Here is a 22,560-nt window from a genome sequence, read left to right on the forward strand (position 1 = left end):
AGCCCCAGTCCCTAAGGCCTGAGGCTTTCTCGTTTCTACTATATGGTGCACCAGGCGGGATTCGAACCCACGACCCCTGCCTTCGGAGGGCAGTACTCTATCCAGCTGAGCTACTGGTGCAAGCGGGCGCCATGATACTCATATGCACTGCGGGCGTCCATGCTGCTGAATCGACAGCGCTTTTCCTAAGCGTAACCTGCGATTGCTACGCTGATCTGAAATTTGTGGCAAATGCGGCGATTTCGTTCTTTTTTTCGAACAGCCTATTGTCCTTTACCCCCTTTGATCCTAGGATTCGTTTGAGATTTCAAACGCTCTTGTCTGGGTGCTGAACCGCGCGAGTTCATTCCGTGCGCTATTTATGTGCTTCAGCCCGGTGAATGATTTCCCTGACGGCAGCCTTTCAGGCGCCTTTCTACAATCATAATTTGCTCCGCGCCTGTCGCGGTGCTGTTAAGGAAAGCCGACATGCAGCTAAAAGACACCCAGTTGTTCCGCCAGCAAGCCTTTATCGATGGCGCTTGGGTCGATGCGGACAATGGTCAGACGATCAAGGTCAACAACCCGGCAACGGGCGAAATTCTGGGCACCGTGCCGAAAATGGGCGCTGCCGAAACCCGTCGTGCGATCGAAGCTGCTGATAAAGCGCTGCCGGCCTGGCGTGCACTGACCGCCAAGGACCGTGCGAACAAGCTGCGTCGCTGGTTCGAGCTGATCATCGAGAACCAGGACGACCTGGCTCGCCTGATGACGCTGGAGCAAGGCAAGCCATTGGCCGAAGCCAAGGGCGAAATCGTTTACGCCGCTTCCTTTATCGAGTGGTTCGCTGAAGAAGCCAAGCGCGTCTACGGCGACGTGATTCCGGGCCATCAGCCCGACAAGCGCCTGATTGTGATCAAGCAGCCAATCGGCGTGACCGCTGCCATCACCCCGTGGAACTTCCCGGCTGCGATGATCACCCGTAAAGCCGGCCCGGCCCTGGCCGCCGGTTGCACCATGGTGCTCAAGCCTGCTTCGCAAACTCCGTTTTCTGCATTTGCTCTGGCTGAACTGGCTCAGCGTGCCGGCATTCCTGCCGGTGTGTTCAGTGTTGTTTCCGGCAGCGCCGGCGACATCGGCAGCGAGCTGACCAGCAACCCGATCGTGCGTAAGTTGTCCTTCACGGGCTCGACCGAAATCGGTCGCCAGTTGATGGCCGAATGCGCCAAGGACATCAAGAAAGTGTCCCTGGAACTGGGCGGCAACGCGCCGTTCATCGTGTTCGACGACGCGGACCTGGATAAGGCCGTTGAAGGCGCGATCATTTCCAAATACCGCAACAACGGCCAGACCTGTGTCTGCGCCAACCGTCTGTACATTCAGGATTCGGTCTACAACGCGTTCGCCGAGAAGCTGAAAGTGGCGGTGGCCAAACTCAAGATCGGCAACGGTCTTGAAGAAGGCACCACCACCGGTCCACTGATCGATGAAAAAGCTGTGGCCAAGGTTCAAGAGCACATTGCTGACGCCGTTTCCAAAGGCGCCACCGTGCTGTCCGGCGGCAAGTCCATCGAAGGCAACTTCTTCGAGCCGACCATTCTGACCAACGTGCCGAACAACGCCGCCGTGGCCAAGGAAGAAACCTTCGGCCCATTGGCGCCGCTGTTCCGCTTCAAAGACGAAGCCGAAGTGATCGCGATGTCCAACGACACCGAGTTCGGTCTGGCTTCGTACTTCTACGCTCGCGACCTGGGCCGTGTGTTCCGTGTGGCGGAAGCCCTGGAATACGGTATGGTCGGCGTCAACACCGGGTTGATCTCCAACGAAGTCGCGCCGTTCGGCGGTATCAAGGCGTCGGGGCTGGGCCGTGAAGGCTCCAAGTACGGCATCGAAGATTACCTGGAAATCAAATACCTCTGCCTGGGCATCTAAGCTCGAAATACATAAGCCCTGGCAAGGCATTGCTTCAAGCGCAAAGGGCACGAGAGCGCTGACCCTTTGCGCGCTTCAACCGGAATTTTCTCTGTGGCCGGGAACGCTGTGGCAGTCGATCATCGCATGCTGCCGCCGTTGCCTCCCCGCTGCATTTTCCTTGAGCCACGCCGCCCGATGAGCGGTGAATGAGGACTTTATGAGCAAGACTAACGCTTCCCTGATGAAACGCCGCGAAGCCGCTGTACCACGCGGTGTTGGCCAGATTCACCCGATCTTCGCCGAGTCCGCGAAGAACGCCACCGTGACCGACGTTGAAGGTCGCGAGTTCATCGACTTCGCCGGCGGTATCGCCGTGCTGAACACCGGTCACGTGCACCCGAAAATCATCGCCGCCGTGACCGAGCAACTGAACAAGCTGACCCACACCTGCTTCCAGGTGCTGGCCTACGAGCCGTACGTAGAAGTGTGCGAAAAAATCAACGCCAAGGTGCCAGGTGATTTCGCCAAGAAAACCCTGCTGGTGACCACCGGTTCCGAAGCTGTTGAAAACGCTGTGAAAATTGCCCGTGCCGCGACTGGCCGTGCCGGCGTGATCGCGTTCACCGGTGCTTACCACGGTCGCACCATGATGACCCTGGGCCTGACCGGTAAAGTCGTGCCGTACTCGGCCGGCATGGGCCTGATGCCAGGCGGCGTGTTCCGCGCGCTGTACCCGAACGAACTGCACGGTGTGAGCATCGACGATTCGATCGCCAGCATCGAACGCATCTTCAAGAACGACGCCGAGCCGCGTGACATCGCTGCCATCATCATCGAGCCGGTTCAGGGCGAAGGCGGTTTCTACGTCGCGCCTAAAGAGTTCATGAAGCGTCTGCGTGCCCTGTGCGACCAGCACGGCATTCTGTTGATCGCTGACGAAGTGCAAACCGGCGCTGGTCGTACCGGCACTTTCTTCGCCATGGAGCAGATGGGCGTTGCTGCCGACCTGACCACCTTCGCCAAATCCATCGCTGGCGGCTTCCCGTTGGCCGGTGTGTGCGGCAAGGCCGAATACATGGACGCCATCGCTCCAGGCGGCCTGGGCGGCACCTATGCCGGTAGCCCGATTGCTTGCGCCGCGGCCCTGGCCGTGATGGAAGTATTCGAAGAAGAGCAACTGTTGGACCGCTGCAAGGCAGTCGGCGAGCGTCTGGTCACTGGCCTCAAAGCCATTCAGGCCAAGTACCCGGTCATTGGCGAAGTCCGTGCGCTGGGCGCGATGATCGCAGTCGAGCTGTTCGTTGATGGCGACAGCCACAAGCCGAACGCGGCTGCTGTGGCATCGGTTGTGGCCAAGGCGCGCGACAAGGGTCTGATCCTGCTGTCCTGCGGCACCTACGGCAATGTTCTGCGCGTCCTGGTACCGCTGACTTCGCCGGACGAGCAACTGGACAAAGGTCTGGCGATTATCGAAGAGTGCTTCTCGGAGCTCTGATCCCCGAGCTCTGATTGATTTGTGAGCTGATCGACAAAAAAACCCGCTTCGGCGGGTTTTTTTCGTCTACGAAACACACTGCACTGTTTCGAACGCCCCGCATTGACTAAGGTGCAAGCATTGTGAGGGAGCTTGTTGGATGACGGCCGTAGATTTACTCGCTGTACCCCGAGTGCTGATTGCCGAGGCCGATCCCTGGTCGCGCGACCTGCTCAAACAAGTGCTGCTGAGTGTGCGCTGCGACGCACGCCTTGATCTGTGCGCCAATGGCCAGGAAGCGCTGATGCTTTTGGCGGAAAACGTTTACGACCTTGTGATTGCCGACTGGGAGTTGCCCGGCGTCGATGGTTTGAATGTCTTGCGCAATGTTCGTCAGCGCAAACGCAATCCGCTATTGCCCTTCATTCTGATGAGCAGTCGCAACGACAGCGCCAGTGTGCGCGAAGCCTTGCCTCTGGCGCCTCTGGCGTATCTGACCAAGCCGTTGAACATGGAAAGCCTGACCCAGCGTCTGCAGGATTTGCTGCTCAATGCCGGGGAGGAGGTGTTCTGTGATGTACCGGCTCTGGCGCCGGGCATGACCTTGTCGGTATTTCTCGAACGTCGCCGTGAGCTGACTGACGGCGCACCGCTGATGACAGACGTGCAATTGGCGGTCAAACGCAGCCTTAACCCCAACGGACTCGATCTGACGCGGCTGGAAGATGAAATCCGTACCGATCCGCAGATTACGGCCGTCCTGATCGCTGCCGCCAACAGCGCGGCCCAACATCATGGCGTCGCCGTGCAAACCCTGTCCCAGGCGTTGCAGCGGTTGGGTACCGGGCAGAGCATGAATCTAACCCTGGGGCTGGCACTCAAGCGCAGTGCACGGCTTAGCGATCCGTTTTTGGCAGACTATGCCGAGCGCTATTGGGAGCTGTCACTGCACACCGCCGAATATGCCCGGACGCTGGCGCGCTTGCTCGATCTGGATCAGGAGCGTTGCTATTGCGCGGGGATGTTGCATCGCTTGGGTGATCTGGCGTTGCTGCGCTGCTTGCAGGAATGGAAACAGGCCGGTGGCGAGCTGGATGAATGGGAGGAGGTCGGTGATGCCCTCGCTGAATTCGGCGCGGCCTACGGTTCCGCGCTGCGTACCCGCTGGCGCTTGCCTCTGGAGCTGCGCGAGCTGATCGCAGCGGTGTATCACCTCGGTGGCGGGGTTTACTCCCGCGAGGCACTGGTGATGAACATGGCGGCGCAAATGGCACGTCTGACCGAGCATGAGGGCATTGAGGCGCTGGCCAAGAGCCGGACGGCGCGGTTGCTGAAGATCGGGTTGCCGGAATTGATGAGGCTGCGCAAGAAGTAGGTACGACACACATCCCTGTGGGAGCGAGCTTGCTCGCGATAGCGGTCTGCAAGCCAACATCAATGTTGGATGTCAGTACATCATCGCGAGTAAGCTCGCTCCCACAGGTTTTGGGTTAGCTCATCAGCCGGAGATGATCCGGTTCTTGCCCTGACGCTTCGCTTCATACATCGCCGCATCTGCCCTTGCGAACAGGCTCTCGACGCTTTCATCTTCGGCAGTGAGGCTGGTCAAACCCTGGCTGACGGTGATGCCGAACGTCTGGTGGGCATGGGTGAAACTCAATCGCTGAATCTCCCGTTGCAGACGCTCGGCCACTTGCATGGCCATGTCTGGTGCACAGCCGGGGAACACTGCTGCGAATTCCTCGCCACCGATCCGTCCGAACACATCGCCGCGACGCAATGACCCGCGACCGGCCTCGGCGATCCGTTGCAGCACGTTGTCGCCTTCCGGGTGACCGTAGGTATCGTTGATCACCTTGAAGTCATCGATGTCCAGCAGCAGAAACGCCAGCGGTGCGCCTTGTTGGCGAGCCAGTTCGAATTCGCGGTGGGCGCAGTCGAAGAAATGCCGGCGATTGCTGCTCTGGGTCAGGACGTCGGTGGTGGCCAGGCGATGCAACTCACTTTCCATCTGCTTCTTGTCGGTGATGTCTTCGGCAATGCCAACGATGATCACCGGCTCGCCAGGTTCGGCCTGACGGTTGATGAAGCACTTGTCACTGAGCCAGCGCACCTGGCCGTCGGCGGCAATGATGCGGTACTCACGGTCTTCAACGGCACCTTTGACCAGCACTTCTGCGAGGGTGCGCTCGGCGTACTCCAGATCGTCAGGGTAAATACTGTCACGCCACTGGTTGAAGTCGGACAGCAACAGCCCTGCGGAACGGCCGAAAATCCGCTCATAGGCAGGACTCACGTAGACCACCTGACGGGTTTCCCAGTTGAATGCCCAAAGCACCGCGTTAACGCTTACCAGCAGGGAGCTGAACAACTGTTCGCGCTCGCTCAGACGTGCGACCTCGCCTTGGGCATGCATCAATGCCATCAGGGTTTGCGCGGCCTCGGGCCACTGGGGTAGGGATGAGTCTTGGAGGCTCTTATTGACCATCGACACATATCTCAAGGGACGTGCCGCGAGTTCGACAGCGGCCACAGCAAAGCCCGCCGTAGTGGCGAAGTGTCTTTGAGATAGGGGATTTGGAGCTAAGTTCCCGCGTCATGTGGCGAGGGAGCTTGCTCCCGCCGGGCGGTACTGGCGACGCGTTTTTTCAATTGAAACGCGTCGTCAGGTTTTGCGTCTGCTGCGCAGCCGAACGGGGCGATGCGGCGATCCGATAAATCCCCTTGCGACAGTCAGGCGGTAGTGGCAGGGCGCAGGGAGTAGGTCTTCAACTGATCGGCAAAGTCGCGCAAGGATTGAATCCCGCTGGCTTCGGCTTCATGTATCCAATCCTTGATGGCGGCCAGCATGTCGTGACCATTTGAGCTGGTCTTGACCCAGATCTGCTGCAAGGCCAGTCTTTTCTCGTAAATTACCTTCAGCGCCTGGCTGTGCTCGAGCATGGTCTGGATGCGCACATGGTGATTGTCATCGAGCAGGCTGGTTTCCCGCGAGAGCAGGCGTTTGGCCCGGTGGAACTGGTGACGGACCGAGTGATCGACCTTTTCCAGTTCTTGTTTGACCAGCGGCGCGATCACCAATTTGCGGTACTGGGCCATGATCTGGAAGCGGTTGTTGAGGATGGCCATGGCGGTGTCCATGTCCAGACTGCCTTTCCCTTCGACCCGATGGGCAATCGGCGCAACCCGCTGAACCTTGGCCAGGCGCAGGAAACTGAAGACCTGGATCCAGGCCCAGCCCAGGTCGAATTCCCATTTTTTCACCGACAGTTTTGCCGAATTAGGATAGGTGTGATGGTTGTTATGCAGTTCTTCGCCGCCGATCAGGATGCCCCAGGGCATCAGATTGGTCGCCGCATCGCGGCATTCGAAGTTGCGGTAGCCGACGGCATGGCCCAGGCCATTGACCACGCCGGCGGCCCAGACCGGGATCCACATCATCTGGATGGCCCAGATGGTGATCCCGATGGTGCCAAACAGCAGCAGGTCGATGACGGCCATGATCGCCACGCCCAGCAGCGGGAAGCGGCTGTAGAGGTTGCGTTCGATCCAGTCTTCGGGGCAGTTCTTGCCGTAGATGCGCAGGGTCTCGGGGTTCTCCGCTTCGGCGCGGTACAGCTCGGCACCTTTGCGCAGAACGGTGGACAGGCCCTTGATGACCGGGCTGTGCGGGTCATCGACGGTTTCGCATTTGGCGTGATGTTTGCGGTGGATGGCGGTCCACTCGCGGGTGTTCTGCGCCGTGGTCAGCCACAGCCAGAAGCGGAAGAAATGTTTCAGGCCGGCATTGAGCTCGAGCGAGCGATGGGCTGAATAACGGTGCAGATAGACCGTGACGCCGATAATCGTGACGTGGGTCATCAGCAGGGTGACTGCCACCAGTGACCAAGGCGACAAGCCGAGAAAACCTTCGTACCACATAGGCTATTTGGCCCTCGAAAAAAAGAAAAAAACAGCCGTTGCATTATCACCAAGCTCACAGATAAAACCAGTCGCTCTTTCAGATAAGAGTGGCTGGATGTTTCTTTAACCTATAACTCGACTCTTTTTAAAGGGATATGGACGGCCGAATGTCTGCCACCTATCGCGACGCATTGCGTGCAGCGCTGCTTTATCTGTTGCTATCCGTAGTCTGGCTGCAGTTCAGTGGTTACTTATTGAACAGGTTCTTCGATGGGTCGGACGAGCTGTTGCGGTGGCGACTGATCAACGGTTACGCCTGGGTCCTGTTGAGCGCCGGGTTGATCTTTATTGCTCGAGCGCGATTGCTCCGTTGCCTGGGCATCGGCGCCACATTGCGTGAGCGCCATGAAGACCGCGAGCGTTTGCGACAGGCGGCCGCCGTGTTCGATTGCACTCGCGAAGGCGTGCTGGTCACCGATCGCAACGGGTTGATCGTCCACGTTAACCGGGCGTTCATGGAAATCACCGGTTACTCCTTTGAGGAAGTGCTGGGGCAGCGCCCGAGCCTGTTCAAGTCGGGCCATCATCCGGTGGATTTCTACCAGAGGATGTTCGCCACACTCAACAGCATGGGCGAGTGGAGCGGGGAAATCTGGAATCGCCGTAAAAGCGGCGAAATCTACCCGCAGTGGCAGACCATCCGCCTGATTCACGACGACCAGGGTCGGCTCAGCCACTATGTCGCCGTGTTTTCCGATATCAGCGCGATCAAGAACTCCGAGGATGAACTCAAGCACCTTGCTCATCATGACCCGCTGACCGATCTGCCCAACCGTTTGCTGTTTACCGACCGTACCGAGCAGGCATTGTCGTCGGCGCAGCACCACAAGCGCGGCTGTGCCTTGCTGATGATCGATTTGGATCATTTCAAGATGATCAACGACAGCCTCGGGCACACGATCGGTGACGAGTTGCTCAAAATTGTGGCCGAGCGGTTGCAAGCCATGTCCGGCGCGGGAATTACCCTGGCGCGGCTAGGCGGAGATGAATTCGCTGTGCTTGCGGAAAGCTGTCCGCAGTTGATGCAGGCCGCGGCGTTGGCGCAACGGATCATCGACGACCTCAAAGAGCCTTTCATGATCGGGGGGCATCAGCTGTTCATTAACACCAGCATTGGCATCAGCCTGTTCCCAAGCGATGCCTTGAGCGCCGAACAGTTGTTGCGAAATGCCGACTCGGCGCTGTCCAAGGCCAAAAGCGCCGGTCGTGACGGTTACGCGCTTTATACCGAAGAGTTGACCGTGCACGCCCAGAAACGGGTCGAGACTGCCGTTGAGTTGCGCCGGGCGCTCGAACAGCAGGAATTACGCGTGTATTACCAGCCGGTTCATGACCTCAAAACTAGTCGCCTGGTGGGTGTCGAGGCGCTGGTGCGCTGGGAGCATCCGAAGCGTGGTCTGGTGTCGCCGGCTGAATTCATTCCCATCGCTGAGCGCACCGGATTGATCGCGGAAATCGATGTCTGGGTGATGCAGCAGTCGTGTCAGCAAATGTGCCTGTGGCAGCAGGCAGGCGTGGTGTTGTCGTTTATCGCGGTGAATGTTTCGTCTCGATTGTTCGCTCGCCGTGAGCTGTTTCAGCAGGTGGCGAAAGTGCTGCATGAAACCGGTCTGGATCCGTCGTATCTGGAGCTGGAAGTCACTGAAAGCGCGGTGATGGACGATCCGGAAGTGGCGCTGGAGCAAATGCATCGGTTGCGCGAGCTTGGCGTGCGACTGGCCATCGATGACTTTGGCACCGGGTATTCGTCGTTGTTGCGACTCAAGCGTTTGCCGGTGCAGAAGCTCAAGATTGATCAGGGCTTCGTGGCCGGATTGCCGTGGGATGAGGATGATGGGGTCATCGTGCGCGTGATCATCGCCTTGGCGCAGAGCATGGGGATGCAGGTGCATGCCGAGGGGATCGAGCAGGTCGAACAGGCGAGTTTCCTGCTTGAGCAGGGCTGCGATCTCGGTCAGGGATATTGGTTCGGCCGGCCGGTGCCAGCTGATTTGCTGGACTGGATGCGCACACCCGCAATCGATTGACAGATGAGACCGTGTAGGAGCGAGCTTGCTCGCGAAGAATTTGATGTCGGCACATTTGTTACAGGCCGTATGCGTCATCGTTCACGTCCTTCGCGAGCAAGCTCGCTCCTACAGTGATTTTTTGCGTGCCCGAGAGGTAAGCCCGCGCCCTGGCTTGCATTTTCTTTTGGTTATATAAACATTCTTAAATAGTCTTTTTAAGAATATCCGCACCTCTCTACTATTGGCCTCACGCCGCAAGCAGTGCCGGACACTGTCAGGCAACCTCTCAGTCGAAGGAGCAGCACCATGAGCGCATCCCTACGTAGCGTTGACGGTCAAGACGAAGCCACCATCTTGCGTGAGATCCAAAGCGCCCTGCGCGATCTGCGGTTCGGCGCCGTGGAAATCACCGTGCACAACGCTCAGGTGGTCCAGATCGAACGCAAAGAAAAATTCCGTTTGCAGAACCCGAGCAACAAATCGAGCTAGACAACCGGCAACGCGATTTCCGTAACCATAAAAAAAGCCAACACACTAAGAATTCCAGGAGCTTTCACCATGTCGTCGATTCGTCATTTCGCTTTGGCCGCCCTGGCCAGTGCCCTTTTTGCGGGTTCCGCGGTTGCCAAGGATTACGAGCTGCTGAACGTGTCTTACGACCCGACCCGTGAGCTGTATCAGGATTACAACGCTGAGTTCGTCAAGTTCTGGCAGAAAGACCACGCTGGCGACACCGTGAAAATCCAGCAATCCCACGGGGGTTCAGGCAAGCAGGGCCGGGCGGTGATCGACGGGCTGCGCGCTGACGTCGTGACCCTGGCGCTGGCCGGTGACATCGACGAAATCGCCAAGCTCGGCAAGACCCTGCCGGCTGACTGGCAGAAGCGTCTGCCGGAGGCGAGCACGCCTTACACCTCGACCATCGTGTTCCTGGTGCGCAAGGGCAACCCGAAAGGCATCAAGGACTGGGGCGATCTGGTCAAGAACGACGTGTCGGTGATCACTCCGAACCCGAAAACCTCCGGCGGCGCTCGCTGGAACTTCCTCGCGGCCTGGGCCTATGGCCTGAAAGCCAACGGCGGCAACGAAGCCAAGGCCAAAGAATACGTGCAGACCCTGTTCAAGCACGTGCCAGTACTGGATACCGGTGCTCGCGGTTCGACCATCACCTTCGTCAACAACGGTCAGGGCGACGTGTTGCTGGCCTGGGAAAACGAAGCCTTCCTGGCGCTGAAAGAAGACGGCGGCGCGGACAAGTTCGAGATCGTCGTGCCTTCGCTGTCGATCCTCGCTGAGCCGCCAGTCGCTGTTGTCGACAAGAACGCCGAGAAAAAGGGCAACGAGCAGATCGCCGAAGCGTACCTGAAGCACCTTTACAGCCCGGCCGGTCAGGAAATCGCGGCGAAAAACTTCTATCGTCCACGTGACAAGGACATTGCCGCCAAGTACGCCAAGCAGTTCCCGACTCTGGACCTGGTGACCATCGACAAGGACTTCGGCGGCTGGAAAACCGCGCAGCCGAAATTCTTTAATGACGGTGGCGTGTTCGACCAGATCTATCAAGCGCAGTAAGGAATACTGTAGGAGCGAGCTTGCTCGCGAAGAACGCAAGGGTACCGCGGTCCTTCAGAATGGACGCGTTATCGTTGTCCAGCTTCGCGAGCAAGCTCGCTCCTACAGTTGAATTATTCGTTAACCAAGGACTTCTATGTCGCGTCGTATCTCCCCCGTCATACCCGGCTTCGGGCTGACGCTGGGTTACACCTTGGTGTACCTCAGCCTGATTGTGCTCATTCCACTGGCGGCGATGTTCGTGCATGCCGCTCAACTCACCTGGGATCAGTTCTGGGCGATCATTTCGGCGCCCCGCGTGCTGGCGGCGTTGAAGCTGAGCTTCGGCACCGCGCTCTATGCCGCGATCATCAACGGCATCATCGGCACGCTGCTGGCCTGGGTGCTGGTGCGCTACACCTTCCCCGGTCGCAAGATCATCGACGCGATGATCGATCTGCCCTTCGCTTTGCCCACTGCCGTGGCCGGTATCGCGCTGACTGCGCTGTACGCACCCAATGGTTGGGTCGGTCAGTTTGCGGCGGACCTGGGCTTCAAGATCGCGTATACCCCCCTTGGCATCACGCTGGCGCTGACTTTTGTAACGCTTCCATTCGTAGTACGTACGGTACAGCCGGTATTGGCCGATATCCCCCGTGAGGTGGAAGAAGCGGCGGCTTGTCTCGGTGCAAAACCGTTGCAGGTTTTCCGCCATATTCTGGTGCCCGCGCTGCTGCCCGCCTGGTTGACCGGTTTCGCTCTGGCCTTTGCCCGCGGGGTTGGCGAGTACGGCTCGGTGATTTTCATCGCCGGCAACATGCCGATGAAAACCGAGATCCTGCCGTTGCTGATCATGGTCAAGCTTGACCAGTACGATTACACCGGCGCTACCTCCATTGGCGTACTGATGCTGGTGGTTTCCTTCGTCCTGTTGCTGCTGATCAACTTGCTGCAACGCCGCATTGAAACCCCATAAGGAGGCGCACAAATGTCCCAATCGTCTATTGCTGCTGCTTCCTCGAACGCTGCCCGCCGTGGCAGCGCCGGTTCGCGGCGTATCCTCATCGGCCTCGGCTGGCTGGTGTTCGCACTCTTCCTGCTGTTGCCATTAGTGATCGTGGTGTCCCAAGGCCTGAAAATGGGGATCGGCGCGTTTTTCACTGCGATTTTTGAACCCGACGCGCTGTCGGCGCTGAAGCTGACGGTGATCGCCGTGCTGATTTCTGTGCCGCTGAACCTGGTGTTCGGCGTCAGCGCCGCCTGGTGCGTGAGCAAGTACTCGTTCCGTGGCAAGAGCATGCTGGTGACACTGATCGACTTACCGTTCTCGGTGTCGCCGGTGATCGCCGGTCTGGTCTACGTGTTGATGTTTGGTGCCCAGGGTCTGTTCGGCCCGTGGTTGCAGGATCACGACATCCAGATCGTCTTCGCCTTGCCGGGCATCGTGCTGGCGACGATTTTCGTCACCGTACCGTTTGTGGCGCGCGAGTTGATTCCGCTGATGCAGGAACAAGGCACCCAGGAAGAGGAGGCCGCGCGCCTGCTCGGCGCCAATGGTTGGCAGATGTTCTGGCACGTCACCGTTCCCAATATCAAATGGGGCCTGATCTACGGCGTGGTGCTGTGCACCGCGCGGGCGATGGGTGAATTCGGTGCGGTGTCGGTGGTTTCCGGGCACATTCGCGGGGTGACCAACACCTTGCCGCTGCACGTCGAGATCCTCTACAACGAATACAACCACGTGGCCGCGTTCGCCGTGGCGAGCCTGTTGCTGATCATGGCGCTCTTCATCCTGCTGCTCAAGCAGTGGAGCGAAAACCGTATTAACCGCCTGCGCGCCAGCGCCGCGGAGGAATAATTCATGTCGATCGAAGTGCGTAACGTCAGCAAAAATTTCAATGCATTCAAAGCGCTGGACAACATCAGCCTGGACATCCAGAGCGGTGAACTCGTGGCGCTGCTCGGTCCGTCCGGCTGCGGCAAGACCACGCTGCTGCGGATCATCGCCGGTCTGGAAACCCCGGATCAGGGCAGCATCGTGTTCCACGGTGAAGACGTCTCCGGCCACGACGTGCGTGATCGCAACGTCGGTTTCGTGTTCCAGCACTACGCGTTGTTCCGCCACATGACGGTGTTCGACAACGTCGCGTTCGGCCTGCGCATGAAGCCGAAAAACCAGCGTCCGACCGAAAGCCAGATCGCCGGAAAGGTCCACGAACTGCTGAACATGGTTCAGCTCGATTGGTTGTCGGATCGCTACCCGGAACAACTGTCGGGTGGTCAGCGTCAGCGCATCGCATTGGCCCGGGCATTGGCCGTGGAGCCGAAAGTCCTGCTGCTCGACGAACCCTTCGGCGCCCTCGATGCCAAGGTTCGCAAGGAACTGCGTCGCTGGTTGGCGCGGCTGCACGAAGACATCAACCTGACCTCGGTGTTCGTGACCCACGACCAGGAAGAAGCGATGGAGGTCGCCGACCGTATCGTGGTGATGAACAAGGGCGTGATCGAGCAGATCGGCTCACCGGGCGACGTCTACGAAAACCCGGCCAGCGATTTCGTTTATCACTTCCTCGGTGATTCCAACCGACTGCATCTGGGCGAGGACAATCACGTGCTGTTCCGTCCACACGAAGTGTCGCTGTCGCGGCATGAACTGGACGACCACCACGCGGCCGAGGTGCGGGACATTCGTCCACTGGGCGCGACGACCCGGGTGACGTTGAAGGTCGAAGGTCAGAGCGAGTTGATCGAAGCTGAAGTGGTGAAGGATCACGACAGCCTGATTGGGCTGGCGAAGGGCGAAACCTTGTTCTTCAAGCCGAAGGTCTGGCAGAAACTCGCCAACATCTAAAAGCAAAAGCTTCGTCGGAACGCCGCCCGGAGCAAGCCCGCTCCCACATTTGATTGATGTCGTACACATAATTTGTGATCGACGCAGATCTAATGTGGGAGCGGGCTTTCTCGCGAAAGCGGCCTACGCCGCAGCGTTTTTCTGACGCAGACGCACACCCCCAACCCGCGCCTCGATCTGCGCTTTCAGCTCACGCCGCATCCCCAGCAAAAACGCCAATTCCACGACCACAAACAACGGCCCGACAATCAACCCCGTCACATCATCGACAAACGCCGGCTTACGTCCTTCGTAGTGATGCCCGACAAACTGGATCGCCCAGCCGATCACAAACATCCCGATACCGCTTGCCAGCCACACCAGCGTACTCTGCTGCGCCAACACATGACCTGCCCAGACGCACAGGCCCAGTAACACGGTCATCAGCACCCCGAGGCGCACTTCCAGGCGCAGGTAGAACCAGGCCGACGCTAGCGCCGCCAGCACTGCCGGCGAAAACCAGCCTCCGGCCCATTGCGGACGGGACAGTAACACTGCCACCGCCACGACAATCAGCGGAATACCGATAAAATGGCTGGCGATGTTGCGCGGGTCACGGTGGTAGGCGGCGTATTGACTGAGATGGTCAACGAGGCTTTTCATTGTTATTCCTCCTGTAGGGTGATTGATCATGCCCCGGGTTCACCTCTCGCTCTGTCAGCCAGGCGACAATCTCCAGGAGTTTTGATGGACATGCAGGTTTGGCGTTCGCGTCTGATGACGGGGCAATGGTTCAGCCATTTACCTGCACCCTTACAGAATAGTCTGCTGGCCGCCGCCAGGGTGCGGCGCCTGTCGTCGGGGCAGCGGCTGTTCAAGCGCGGCGATCCGCCGTGCGGCCTTTACGTCGTGCTTGAAGGTGCGGTGCGCATCGGCGCGGTGAGCGAGCAGGGCAAGGAGGCGCTGCTGAGTCTGGTGGAGTCGCCGCACTGGTTCGGTGAAATCTGCCTGTTCGACGGTCAGCCGCGGACCCACGATGCGTTCGGCGTGGGTCAGTGCATCCTGTTGCACATCCCGCAAACGGCGCTGTTGGCAATGCTGGATGAGCAACCCGTGTACTGGCGGCAACTGGCATTGCTGATGAGCCAGAAACTTCGCCTGACGTTCATCAACCTCGAACAGTTGAGCCTGATGCCGGCGCCTGCACGGTTGGCGCATCGCTTGTTGATGATCGCCGAGGGTTACGGCGAAATCGATCCGCCGCGACGTGTCTTGCAACTGCCGCAGGAACAGCTGGCTTCAATGTTGTCGCTGTCACGACAGACCACCAATCAACTCCTCAAGGAGTTACAAAGCCAAGGAGTTTTGAATCTGAAGTACGGTGAGATCGAAATTCTGGATACCGAACGGTTGCGGGCGTTGGCGATTTTTTGAAACACAGCGTTAGTGGTGGGCTTTGTCCGCGAAGGCGCCTAGCCTGTGACGACGACAATCGAGGTGTGACATGCGTGTGCTGTTAGTGGAAGACGAACCGGAGACCGCCAGGCTCCTGGCCAACGGCCTGAGCGAGGCGAGTTATTCGGTGGATGTAGCGCTCAACGGCATGGACGGCCGTCGCTTCATCGAGTCCGGCGAATATGAGCTGATCATTCTTGACGTCATGCTACCCGGGTTGAACGGCTGGCAGTTGCAGCAACAGATCCGCAAGCTCGGTGAGACCCCGGTCCTGTTCCTCACCACCAAGGATGGCATCGAAGATCGCTTGCGCGGGTTGGAGCTGCATGAAGACGATTACCTGCTCAAACCGTTTACCGTGGGTGAGCTGGTCGCGCGAGTGCGCAAGTTGTTGCGACGGGATCGGGGGCGGTGACTATTCAAACTTCGGTTAAAAAATGAACTGGACTTCTACTTTGTTCTGCACTAAATACAATGCATATGAACTTTTTGTGGAATTTTGCACGGTATGCGATGCAGGTGAATGAATGGAAAACCTTGGCGAATTGATCCGGTCGCTGCGAAAAGAGCAGAAACTGTCCCAACAGGCACTGGCAAGCCGGTACGGTATGAGCCGCTCCACGATTTCTGGCATCGAGAATAACACCCTCTCCGAAATCGGCCTTCGCAAGGTCGAGGCGATCCTTAACGGCTTCGGGTACGAGCTCACAGCGGTGCCCCGTCAGTCGATGCGTCCCAATCTGGACGCTCTGAAAAAGGCCGGTTTCCATGGCTGAGCCGGAGGACAGGGACCGGTTGTACATCAGCGTCTCTGAGAGGGCTGTTGGCGCTCTCGGTCGTGGTCAGTCTCGCAGCAATTCAGTGTTCAGTTACGCCGCAGACGCGCCTGGGGAAAGCGCCGTTTCGCTGACGATGCCGGTGCGCCTGGAAAGCTACGCGTGGGATCAAGGCCTACCGCCGATTTTTGAAATGAACCTGCCAGAAGGTTCTCTGCGCGAAGAGCTGGTTCGTCGTTTCAGTAAAGCGGTGCGCGGGTTTGATGATTTTTCGATGCTGGCGATCGTAGGTCCGTATCAGCTTGGTCGAGTAGGCATCGCAAACGCGCAAGACGCGTCTCGCCAACCTGAAACCAGCCTCGCGGACCTGCTGGTTCATGACGGTGCGCAAGATTTGTTCGATGACCTGTTGCACACCTATGGCCAATATTCGGGCGTTTCCGGTGTGCAGCCAAAGGTGCTGGTCCGTGACAGTGCGACCACCATAGACCGGCTGACACATCGAGGCGCGACGCACCTGGTCAAATCCTTTCGCCCGGAGGAATACCCTGAACTCGCAGCCAACGAGTATTTCTGCATGCGGGCTGCACTGCATTCGGGCCTTGAGGTGCCGAAGTTTGAACTCAGCGAGCACGGCAAATTTCTGGTCGTCGAACGCTTCGATCTTAATGAAAAAGGGTATTTGGGTTTCGAGGATTTCTGCGTGCTCAATGCCTGGCCGTCGAAGGCCAAATACGATGGCTCATATGAAGGTGCCGCGAGGCAGATCAAAGAATTTGTTTCTCCGCCGTTGCTTAACCGAGCCCTGGAGTCGTTTTTTAAAATTGTTGCGTTGTCGTCCGCTCTAAAGAACGGCGATGCTCACCTCAAGAATTTTGGTGTGCTCTACGAACATTGCGGGGTTGATGCGCAAATCAGGCTGGCTCCGGCGTACGACATCGTCACGACTTCGGTGTACATCAAGTCGGACAGCATGGCGTTGCTGTTAGGCGGATCAAAAGCATGGCCCAAGTACAAAATGCTGATGCGTTTTGGCCGGTCGGCCTGCAACTTGACCGAGGGCCGTTGTAATGAGCTGTTGCAGCAAGTCTCCCACGGGATCGATGTGGCAATGGTCGAGATGGCGAGTTACATCAAGGGCAACAGTGTCTTCGCGAACGTTGGCGAAGCAATGAGGGAGCAGTGGACATCAGGCGTAACGCGCAGCTTGTCAAAAAGCTGATCAACGCATCCCATCCCGAAACTGCCCCGGCGTCATCCCTGTCCAGCGCTTGAACGCACGGCTGAAGCTGCTGGTATCGGCAAACCCCAACAAATAACTGATCTCGCTTAACGAGCATTGCGGGTCGCGCAGGTGCAGCAGCGCCAGGTTTTCGCGGCTTTCATTGAGCAGCGTATCGAATCGGCACCCCTCATCCGCCAGATGCCGTTGCAGGCTGCGCAAACTCAGGTGCAGGGCCTGGGCGATGTGTTCCGCGCTGGGTTCGCCTTCGGGCAATAGCTCTTCGATGGCGTCGCGAACCTTGCGTTCCCAGGTCAGGGGTTTGAGTTGGGCCAGCGTGCGTTTGAGCACGGTTTCGTTGTGTTCGGCCAGTTCCGGATTGGCGTCGTCCAGGTGACTATCGAAGTCCACCAGAGAAAATTCCAGCCGGTCTTCATCGGCCGAAAAGTACACCGGTGCGCGGAAGACTTTGTGCCATTGATGCGCGTCGGCCGGTTCCGGGCGGCGCAGGTACACCGCCAGCGGCGCATAGTCACGGCCGAGGCGATTGCGGCAGGTGCGCACGTAAATCGCGGTGAAGGCGTCGATGGCTTCGAATGCGGGTGCCGGATTGCCTGGCGGGATTTTCAGGCGAAAGCGGTAGCGATCTTCGGCGCGGCTTAATTCAAGTTCCAGGGCATCGCTGACCACCTGGTGATAACGCACGATGCGCTCGAACACTTCCCGCAAACTGCCGCTGGCCACCAGGGCATAACCGAGCGCATGGAACGTGGTCGGGCTGACGAACCGCGACACGCGCAAGCCGATCGCTGGATCGCCACTGACCTGCACGGCGATTTCCCACAGGCGCGTGGTGCCGGACAACGGGTAACGGGCGTTCGGGTCGTCCATCAACTGCGGGTCGAGCCCCGCCTGGTGACACAGGGCGGTGCTGTCGAGGCCCAGCGCATCGAGTTGCTTGCGCAGGGCGCGGGTCCAGCTGGCGAGGGAGGTCGGTTCAGTCATGCTGATTTGGCGCTTCCGGTCAACAGGTTGGCGTCCACAGCTACCGCGTTGTGAGCGTTCACAAGGCAGGATGCGAACATCAATAACCAGAGGATGGAAGCATGGAAGGTACTTCTGCAAGCCCCCAGCGACTGAATGCAGCCCTGCGCTCTGCGCATATCCGCGAAGTGGTGTTGGCCAGAGGGGTCGAACTGCGTAAACGCTACCCGATTCTCAACCATCAGGACGCCTTGGGAGCGGGCATCCTGGCCTTCGCCCTGGCCGGAATGGTCGGCTCTACGGCGCTCTACCTCACCGGGCATATGGCCTGGTGGGTGTGCCTGCTGTTCAACGCGTTTTTCGCCTCATTGACCCACGAGCTGGAACACGACCTGATTCATAGCATGTACTTTCGTAAACAGCGGGTGCCGCACAACGTGATGATGGGCCTGGTCTGGCTGGCGCGCCCAAGCACGATCAACCCATGGATTCGTCGGCATCTGCACCTCAACCACCACAAGGTCTCCGGCACCGAAACCGACATGGAAGAACGGGCGATCACCAACGGCGAGCCTTGGGGCATTGCCCGGTTACTGATGGTCGGCGACAACGTGATGTCGGCGTTCATCCGCATGCTGCGGGCCAAGACCTGGACCCACAAGTTCAGCATCATCAAGCGCGCGTTGAGAGTCTATGCGCCACTCGCGCTGGTGCATTGGGGCGCGTGGTACGTGTTCCTCGGCTTCCACGCCGCTAACGGCATCGCACATCTGCTGGAAGCACCGATTGAATGGTCGGTGACCACGCTTTCGGTGATGCAGGTGATCGACATCGCGGCGGTGGTGATAATCGGTCCGAACGTTTTGCGCACTTTTTGCCTGCACTTCATCAGCTCGAACATGCACTACTACGGCGACGTGGAGCCGGGCAACGTCATGCAACAGACACAAGTGTTGAACGCTTGGTGGCTGTGGCCGATGCAGGCGTTCTGCTTCAACTTCGGCAGCACCCACGGCATTCATCACTTTGTGGTGAAGGAGCCGTTTTACATCCGCCAGATGACGGCGTCGGTGGCGCATAAAGTCATGCGCGAGATGGGCGTGCGCTTTAACGATATCGGAACGTTTGGTCGAGCGAACCGGTTTGTTCGCAAAGAAACCATTGAACCGCGGGAAGTGCGTGCGGCTCGGGCTTGATCGACTGATCCGGAAACTCAAACGCTGGTCATCAATTTGACCCAAAGGGACGCTAAGTTGTGACCTAGAGTGTGATTGGCATATGCGATTCAGGCCTAATAACGCAATTAAACATTCCTTTATTGGATAACCGTTTCCGTCAATCATTGCGCTACAGATTTTGAGTTTCCGGGGCCGTCTCCTTGGCAGGGTGCGGTCCCTTTTTTATTCCGCAGGAACAACATAGATCCAATGTGGGAGCGGGCTTGCTCGCGAAGGCGAAGGTACATCCACCATTCATGTCGACTGACACTCCATGTTCGCGAGCAAGCCCGCTCCCACATGGATCGTCTTCGATATTCGAAATGGATCTTAATAAATAGCTTCTTATTCCTTAACGAATATAACTCTCCTCCTTATAATCGATCAGGAACAGACACGCAGCAGGAGAGTTCCCCATGCGCAACGAATCAATTCGCTACCTGATTGTGCCGGGCTGGCAAGGATCGCCAGAAGATCATTGGCAAAGCCACTGGCAGAACAGCCTGCCGAACAGCGCGCGGGTGGAGCAGGCCGACTGGCTGACGCCGCGTCGTGAAGACTGGGTTGCGGCGCTGGCCGAGGCGATTGCCGCCGATAGCACGCCAGTGATCCTGATTGCCCATAGCCTCGGTTGCATCACGGTCGCGCATTGGGCGGCCACTGCACCGCTGAATTTTCTGCGTCAGGTGCGCGGCGCCTTGCTGGTCGCGCCGGCTGACGTCGAGCGCCCGGCCTGCGTGCCGGCCCTGCGCAATTTCGCACCGATTCCAACCAACCTTTTACCGTTTCCGAGTCAGGTCGTCAGTTCTGACAACGACAGTGCCGTCAGCGCGTCACGTGCCCTGGAACTGGCACGTAACTGGGGCGCCGAGGCGGGGATTCTGTCGGGTGCCGGGCACATCAACGTGAAGTCCGGTCATCAGCGTTGGGAGCAGGGTTTTGCCTATTTGTATCGCCTGCAAAACCGCATGGAACATCACGCTCTGCGCCGCGCTTGAACCTTTACTTCTTTTAACATCGCCCCCCGTCTCCCGGCGGTTTTGGGCGGGAGTCTGCCATGAGTTTTGAAGCCTTCGGTCAGCCGCTGCTGACCTTTCCCGACGCAGAAAAAAGTCCACTGAGCATCCGCGCCAAGGCGCTGGTGTTCGTTGATCCGCGCTCGCGTCAGCTGCGCGAGGAATTGGAGCAACTGGCACCGCGTTCGATCTCCGTGTTGATCCGCGGTGAAACCGGTAGCGGTAAAGAGCTGTTGGCGCGGCACATCCATCGCGCCAGTGATCGTGGCGGGTTATTCGTCTCGGTCAATTGCGGGGCGATCAGCCCGACCTACGCCGACGCCGAATTGTTCGGCTATGCGGCCGGCAGTTACAGCGGTTCGGCGAGCAGTCGCGCCGGTTGGTTCGGTTCGGCCAATGGCGGCACGCTGTATCTGGATGAGATCGGCGACTTGCCGTTGCCGATCCAGATCAAGTTGCTCGCCGCATTGGAAAACCATGAAGTCACTCGTGTCGGCGCGCCTCAACCGAGTCCGGTGGACGTGCGTCTCGTGGCTGCCACCAGCATTGATCTGGCGCAAGCCGTGGCTGCCGGTAAATTCCATGAGCGGCTTTATCACTACCTCAGCGAAGGTCAGCTCGAACTGCCGGCCTTGCGCGATCGGGTTGGCGATATCCTGTCCCTGTCTGAATACTTCCTTGGCATCTACAGCCAGCGACTCGATTTGCCGGTGCCGCTGATCAGCGAAGCTGTGCAACATTTACTGGAGCAGCACAGTTGGCCGGGCAATACCCGAGAACTGGAAAACGTTATTCACTTCGCGTTGCTGGTGAGTACCGGCGACGAGATTTTGCCGGAGCATTTGAATCTGCCTGAGGCGCCGGCGTCGTTGGTGCAGATCGAGCAGCAGCTAACGCAGATTCTCGGCAACGGATCTGCCGCTGAGAAGGAAGCCTTGAAACAGCTCCTGAAAAGCACCGGGCTTCTGTAGGAGCAAGCTTGCTCGCGAAAAACCCAAGGGCGCCGTTGGGCATCCGGTTTCACGCGTTATCGTTCACGACCTTCGCGAGCAAGCTCGCTCCTACAGGGAATGTGTGAGCTGGATCTGTATGAACAAAATGGAATATGAAAGTGAATAAAAGATATTGTTCGGGAATAAAAAATCCCGGTATTGTCCGCTTCACGCCAGCGATAGCACTTCACTGGCACTCGTACTAAACAAGCCGTCGTCGATGGCGACCGTGATTTTCGATAAGGACACTGCATGAAAAAGGTTCTGTTGTTCACCGCATTGGCGGCTGCCCTGACCGCGGGCCTGGCCCAGGCTGGCGAAAAACTGGTAGTAGCGGCGACTCCGGTCCCACACGCCGAGATTCTGGAGCTGATCAAGCCAACTCTCGCCAAAGAAGGCGTGGACCTGGAAATCAAAGTCTTCACCGACTACGTTCAGCCGAACGTGCAGGTCGACCAGAAGCGTCTGGACGCCAACTACTTCCAGACCCTGCCGTACCTGAAAAACTTCAACGAAGGCAAAGGCACCAACCTGGTGACCGTGATCGGCGTTCACGTTGAACCGTTCGGCGGCTACTCGAAGAAGTACAAAAAACTGGCCGATCTGCCAAACGGCGCGACCATCGCTTTGCCGAACGAAGGCAGCAACAGCGGCCGTGCTTTGCTCCTGCTGCAGAAGGCTGGCCTGATCGAACTGAAAGACCCGAAAAACGCTCTGGCCACCCCGAAAGACATCGCCAAGAACCCGCACAACTTCAAGTTCAAGGAACTGGAATCGGCCATGCTGCCGCGCGTTCTGGACCAGGTTGACCTGGACCTGATCAACACCAACTACGCATTGGAAGCCGGTCTGAACCCGGCCAAAGACGCGCTGGTGATCGAAGGTGCCGATTCGCCTTACGTGAACTTCCTGGTGGCGCGTCCGGACAACAAGGACAGCGTGGCCATCCAGAAACTGGCCAAGGCCTTGACCAGCCCTGAAGTGAAAGCGTTCATCGCCAAGAAGTACAGCGGCGCGGTACTGCCGGCGTTCTGATTCGACGCAGCATCGAACCCCTTCAAGTTCAAACGCCGACGGCTAGCAATAGAGTCGGCTTTTTTTTGCGTTTGCATATTTCCATGAGGGAGCGAGCTTGCTCGCGATGACGGCCTCACATGTCGTCTGGCAGTCCGCTATCG

At 58.3% G+C, this 22,560-nt stretch carries 21 protein-coding genes and 1 tRNA gene; 17 read left to right on the forward strand and 5 right to left on the reverse strand.

Annotation, left to right across the window (positions count from 1 at the left end; genetic code table 11):
- Positions 1–43 precede the first annotated feature (43 nt).
- A tRNA-Arg gene (locus tag ACYZT9_RS01645) sits at positions 44–120 on the reverse strand.
- 348 nt (positions 121–468) lie between these two features.
- On the opposite strand from ACYZT9_RS01645, the gene gabD reads away from it, so the two are divergent.
- From gabD to ACYZT9_RS01660, 3 genes are all read left to right on the forward strand, one after another.
- On the forward strand, positions 469–1,911 hold the full coding sequence (gene gabD, locus ACYZT9_RS01650; protein ID WP_462008267.1) for an NADP-dependent succinate-semialdehyde dehydrogenase: 1,443 nt from the start codon (positions 469–471) through the stop codon (positions 1,909–1,911).
- A gap of 199 nt (positions 1,912–2,110) precedes the next feature.
- Positions 2,111–3,388, forward strand: coding sequence for a 4-aminobutyrate--2-oxoglutarate transaminase (gabT, locus tag ACYZT9_RS01655; RefSeq protein ID WP_462008268.1), 1,278 nt, complete (start codon positions 2,111–2,113; stop codon positions 3,386–3,388).
- Between the two features lie 139 nt (positions 3,389–3,527).
- Positions 3,528–4,742, forward strand: a complete 1,215-nt coding sequence (locus ACYZT9_RS01660; RefSeq protein WP_462008269.1) for an HDOD domain-containing protein — start codon at positions 3,528–3,530, stop codon at positions 4,740–4,742.
- A gap of 123 nt (positions 4,743–4,865) precedes the next feature.
- Here ACYZT9_RS01660 and ACYZT9_RS01665 read toward each other — a convergent pair whose 3' ends face one another.
- Complete coding sequence (locus ACYZT9_RS01665; protein WP_462008270.1) at positions 4,866–5,855, reverse strand: GGDEF domain-containing protein; 990 nt, start codon at positions 5,853–5,855, stop codon at positions 4,866–4,868.
- Positions 5,856–6,100: 245 nt separating this feature from the next.
- Positions 6,101–7,288, reverse strand: coding sequence for a delta-9 fatty acid desaturase DesA (gene desA / locus ACYZT9_RS01670; protein WP_462008271.1), 1,188 nt, complete (start codon positions 7,286–7,288; stop codon positions 6,101–6,103).
- Positions 7,289–7,437: 149 nt separating this feature from the next.
- Between desA and dibA the strand changes: the two genes are divergently transcribed.
- The 6 genes from dibA to ACYZT9_RS01700 all read left to right on the forward strand — a co-directional run bounded on the left by dibA (position 7,438) and on the right by ACYZT9_RS01700 (position 13,741).
- Complete coding sequence (gene dibA, locus ACYZT9_RS01675) at positions 7,438–9,357, forward strand: phosphodiesterase DibA (protein ID WP_462008272.1); 1,920 nt, start codon at positions 7,438–7,440, stop codon at positions 9,355–9,357.
- 288 nt (positions 9,358–9,645) lie between these two features.
- On the forward strand, positions 9,646–9,828 hold the full coding sequence (gene oscA, locus ACYZT9_RS01680) for a sulfur starvation response protein OscA (RefSeq protein ID WP_413696102.1): 183 nt from the start codon (positions 9,646–9,648) through the stop codon (positions 9,826–9,828).
- Positions 9,829–9,897: 69 nt separating this feature from the next.
- Positions 9,898–10,911: a sulfate ABC transporter substrate-binding protein gene (locus ACYZT9_RS01685; protein ID WP_462008273.1), complete on the forward strand. Its 1,014-nt coding sequence runs from the start codon at positions 9,898–9,900 to the stop codon at positions 10,909–10,911.
- 136 nt (positions 10,912–11,047) lie between these two features.
- Positions 11,048–11,866, forward strand: coding sequence for a sulfate ABC transporter permease subunit CysT (gene cysT, locus ACYZT9_RS01690; RefSeq protein WP_109627246.1), 819 nt, complete (start codon positions 11,048–11,050; stop codon positions 11,864–11,866).
- A gap of 12 nt (positions 11,867–11,878) precedes the next feature.
- Complete coding sequence (gene cysW, locus ACYZT9_RS01695; RefSeq protein ID WP_462008274.1) at positions 11,879–12,748, forward strand: sulfate ABC transporter permease subunit CysW; 870 nt, start codon at positions 11,879–11,881, stop codon at positions 12,746–12,748.
- Positions 12,749–12,751: 3 nt separating this feature from the next.
- Entirely contained in the window at positions 12,752–13,741 is a 990-nt protein-coding gene (locus tag ACYZT9_RS01700; protein WP_462008275.1) for a sulfate/molybdate ABC transporter ATP-binding protein, read from the forward strand.
- Between the two features lie 123 nt (positions 13,742–13,864).
- Here the strand turns inward: ACYZT9_RS01700 and ACYZT9_RS01705 are convergent, their stop codons facing one another.
- Positions 13,865–14,383, reverse strand: a complete 519-nt coding sequence (locus tag ACYZT9_RS01705) for an Mpo1 family 2-hydroxy fatty acid dioxygenase (RefSeq protein ID WP_462008276.1) — start codon at positions 14,381–14,383, stop codon at positions 13,865–13,867.
- Between the two features lie 84 nt (positions 14,384–14,467).
- Between ACYZT9_RS01705 and ACYZT9_RS01710 the strand changes: the two genes are divergently transcribed.
- From ACYZT9_RS01710 to ACYZT9_RS01725, 4 genes are all read left to right on the forward strand, one after another.
- Positions 14,468–15,154 (forward strand): Crp/Fnr family transcriptional regulator, encoded by a 687-nt coding sequence (locus ACYZT9_RS01710; protein WP_462008277.1) that lies wholly within the window; start codon positions 14,468–14,470, stop codon positions 15,152–15,154.
- 70 nt (positions 15,155–15,224) lie between these two features.
- Positions 15,225–15,590 (forward strand): response regulator, encoded by a 366-nt coding sequence (locus ACYZT9_RS01715; protein WP_462008278.1) that lies wholly within the window; start codon positions 15,225–15,227, stop codon positions 15,588–15,590.
- A gap of 112 nt (positions 15,591–15,702) precedes the next feature.
- A complete protein-coding gene (locus tag ACYZT9_RS01720; RefSeq protein ID WP_462008279.1) occupies positions 15,703–15,951 on the forward strand; it encodes a helix-turn-helix domain-containing protein in 249 nt (82 codons plus the stop codon).
- The gene (locus ACYZT9_RS01725) at positions 15,944–17,173 is read left to right on the forward strand and encodes a type II toxin-antitoxin system HipA family toxin (RefSeq protein WP_462008280.1); all 1,230 of its coding nucleotides are present in this window, start codon (positions 15,944–15,946) and stop codon (positions 17,171–17,173) included. Before ACYZT9_RS01720 ends, ACYZT9_RS01725 begins: the two co-directional genes overlap by 8 nt.
- On the opposite strand, the gene ACYZT9_RS01730 is transcribed toward ACYZT9_RS01725, so the two are convergent.
- Positions 17,174–18,178, reverse strand: a complete 1,005-nt coding sequence (locus ACYZT9_RS01730) for an AraC family transcriptional regulator (protein WP_462008281.1) — start codon at positions 18,176–18,178, stop codon at positions 17,174–17,176. It abuts the gene before it with no gap.
- A 101-nt stretch (positions 18,179–18,279) separates the two neighbouring features.
- Between ACYZT9_RS01730 and ACYZT9_RS01735 the strand changes: the two genes are divergently transcribed.
- From ACYZT9_RS01735 to ACYZT9_RS01750, 4 genes are all read left to right on the forward strand, one after another.
- Positions 18,280–19,353 carry a fatty acid desaturase gene (locus tag ACYZT9_RS01735; protein WP_462008282.1) on the forward strand — a complete coding sequence of 358 codons (1,074 nt, stop codon included), beginning with the start codon at positions 18,280–18,282 and terminating at the stop codon, positions 19,351–19,353.
- Positions 19,354–19,790: 437 nt separating this feature from the next.
- Positions 19,791–20,372 (forward strand): alpha/beta hydrolase, encoded by a 582-nt coding sequence (locus tag ACYZT9_RS01740; RefSeq protein WP_462008283.1) that lies wholly within the window; start codon positions 19,791–19,793, stop codon positions 20,370–20,372.
- 59 nt (positions 20,373–20,431) lie between these two features.
- Complete coding sequence (locus tag ACYZT9_RS01745; RefSeq protein ID WP_462008284.1) at positions 20,432–21,361, forward strand: sigma 54-interacting transcriptional regulator; 930 nt, start codon at positions 20,432–20,434, stop codon at positions 21,359–21,361.
- A 273-nt stretch (positions 21,362–21,634) separates the two neighbouring features.
- Positions 21,635–22,417, forward strand: coding sequence for a MetQ/NlpA family ABC transporter substrate-binding protein (locus tag ACYZT9_RS01750; protein WP_008032521.1), 783 nt, complete (start codon positions 21,635–21,637; stop codon positions 22,415–22,417).
- Positions 22,418–22,560 lie beyond the last annotated feature (143 nt).

It is taken from the genome of Pseudomonas sp. ZT5P21 (genome assembly GCF_054897785.1).

What these genes read in the sequence shown, in the direction of transcription:
- gabD (WP_462008267.1), top strand. Translation starts at nt 469, where the DNA reads ATGCAGCTAAAAGACACCCAGTTGTTCCGCCAGCAAGCCTTTATCGAT.
- gabT (WP_462008268.1), top strand. Translation starts at nt 2,111, where the DNA reads ATGAGCAAGACTAACGCTTCCCTGATGAAACGCCGCGAAGCCGCTGTA.
- ACYZT9_RS01660 (WP_462008269.1), top strand. Translation starts at nt 3,528, where the DNA reads ATGACGGCCGTAGATTTACTCGCTGTACCCCGAGTGCTGATTGCCGAG.
- ACYZT9_RS01665 (WP_462008270.1), bottom strand. Translation starts at nt 5,855, where the DNA reads ATGGTCAATAAGAGCCTCCAAGACTCATCCCTACCCCAGTGGCCCGAG.
- desA (WP_462008271.1), bottom strand. Translation starts at nt 7,288, where the DNA reads ATGTGGTACGAAGGTTTTCTCGGCTTGTCGCCTTGGTCACTGGTGGCA.
- dibA (WP_462008272.1), top strand. Translation starts at nt 7,438, where the DNA reads ATGTCTGCCACCTATCGCGACGCATTGCGTGCAGCGCTGCTTTATCTG.
- oscA (WP_413696102.1), top strand. Translation starts at nt 9,646, where the DNA reads ATGAGCGCATCCCTACGTAGCGTTGACGGTCAAGACGAAGCCACCATC.
- ACYZT9_RS01685 (WP_462008273.1), top strand. Translation starts at nt 9,898, where the DNA reads ATGTCGTCGATTCGTCATTTCGCTTTGGCCGCCCTGGCCAGTGCCCTT.
- cysT (WP_109627246.1), top strand. Translation starts at nt 11,048, where the DNA reads ATGTCGCGTCGTATCTCCCCCGTCATACCCGGCTTCGGGCTGACGCTG.
- cysW (WP_462008274.1), top strand. Translation starts at nt 11,879, where the DNA reads ATGTCCCAATCGTCTATTGCTGCTGCTTCCTCGAACGCTGCCCGCCGT.
- ACYZT9_RS01700 (WP_462008275.1), top strand. Translation starts at nt 12,752, where the DNA reads ATGTCGATCGAAGTGCGTAACGTCAGCAAAAATTTCAATGCATTCAAA.
- ACYZT9_RS01705 (WP_462008276.1), bottom strand. Translation starts at nt 14,383, where the DNA reads ATGAAAAGCCTCGTTGACCATCTCAGTCAATACGCCGCCTACCACCGT.
- ACYZT9_RS01710 (WP_462008277.1), top strand. Translation starts at nt 14,468, where the DNA reads ATGGACATGCAGGTTTGGCGTTCGCGTCTGATGACGGGGCAATGGTTC.
- ACYZT9_RS01715 (WP_462008278.1), top strand. Translation starts at nt 15,225, where the DNA reads ATGCGTGTGCTGTTAGTGGAAGACGAACCGGAGACCGCCAGGCTCCTG.
- ACYZT9_RS01720 (WP_462008279.1), top strand. Translation starts at nt 15,703, where the DNA reads ATGGAAAACCTTGGCGAATTGATCCGGTCGCTGCGAAAAGAGCAGAAA.
- ACYZT9_RS01725 (WP_462008280.1), top strand. Translation starts at nt 15,944, where the DNA reads ATGGCTGAGCCGGAGGACAGGGACCGGTTGTACATCAGCGTCTCTGAG.
- ACYZT9_RS01730 (WP_462008281.1), bottom strand. Translation starts at nt 18,178, where the DNA reads ATGACTGAACCGACCTCCCTCGCCAGCTGGACCCGCGCCCTGCGCAAG.
- ACYZT9_RS01735 (WP_462008282.1), top strand. Translation starts at nt 18,280, where the DNA reads ATGGAAGGTACTTCTGCAAGCCCCCAGCGACTGAATGCAGCCCTGCGC.
- ACYZT9_RS01740 (WP_462008283.1), top strand. Translation starts at nt 19,791, where the DNA reads ATGCGCAACGAATCAATTCGCTACCTGATTGTGCCGGGCTGGCAAGGA.
- ACYZT9_RS01745 (WP_462008284.1), top strand. Translation starts at nt 20,432, where the DNA reads ATGAGTTTTGAAGCCTTCGGTCAGCCGCTGCTGACCTTTCCCGACGCA.
- ACYZT9_RS01750 (WP_008032521.1), top strand. Translation starts at nt 21,635, where the DNA reads ATGAAAAAGGTTCTGTTGTTCACCGCATTGGCGGCTGCCCTGACCGCG.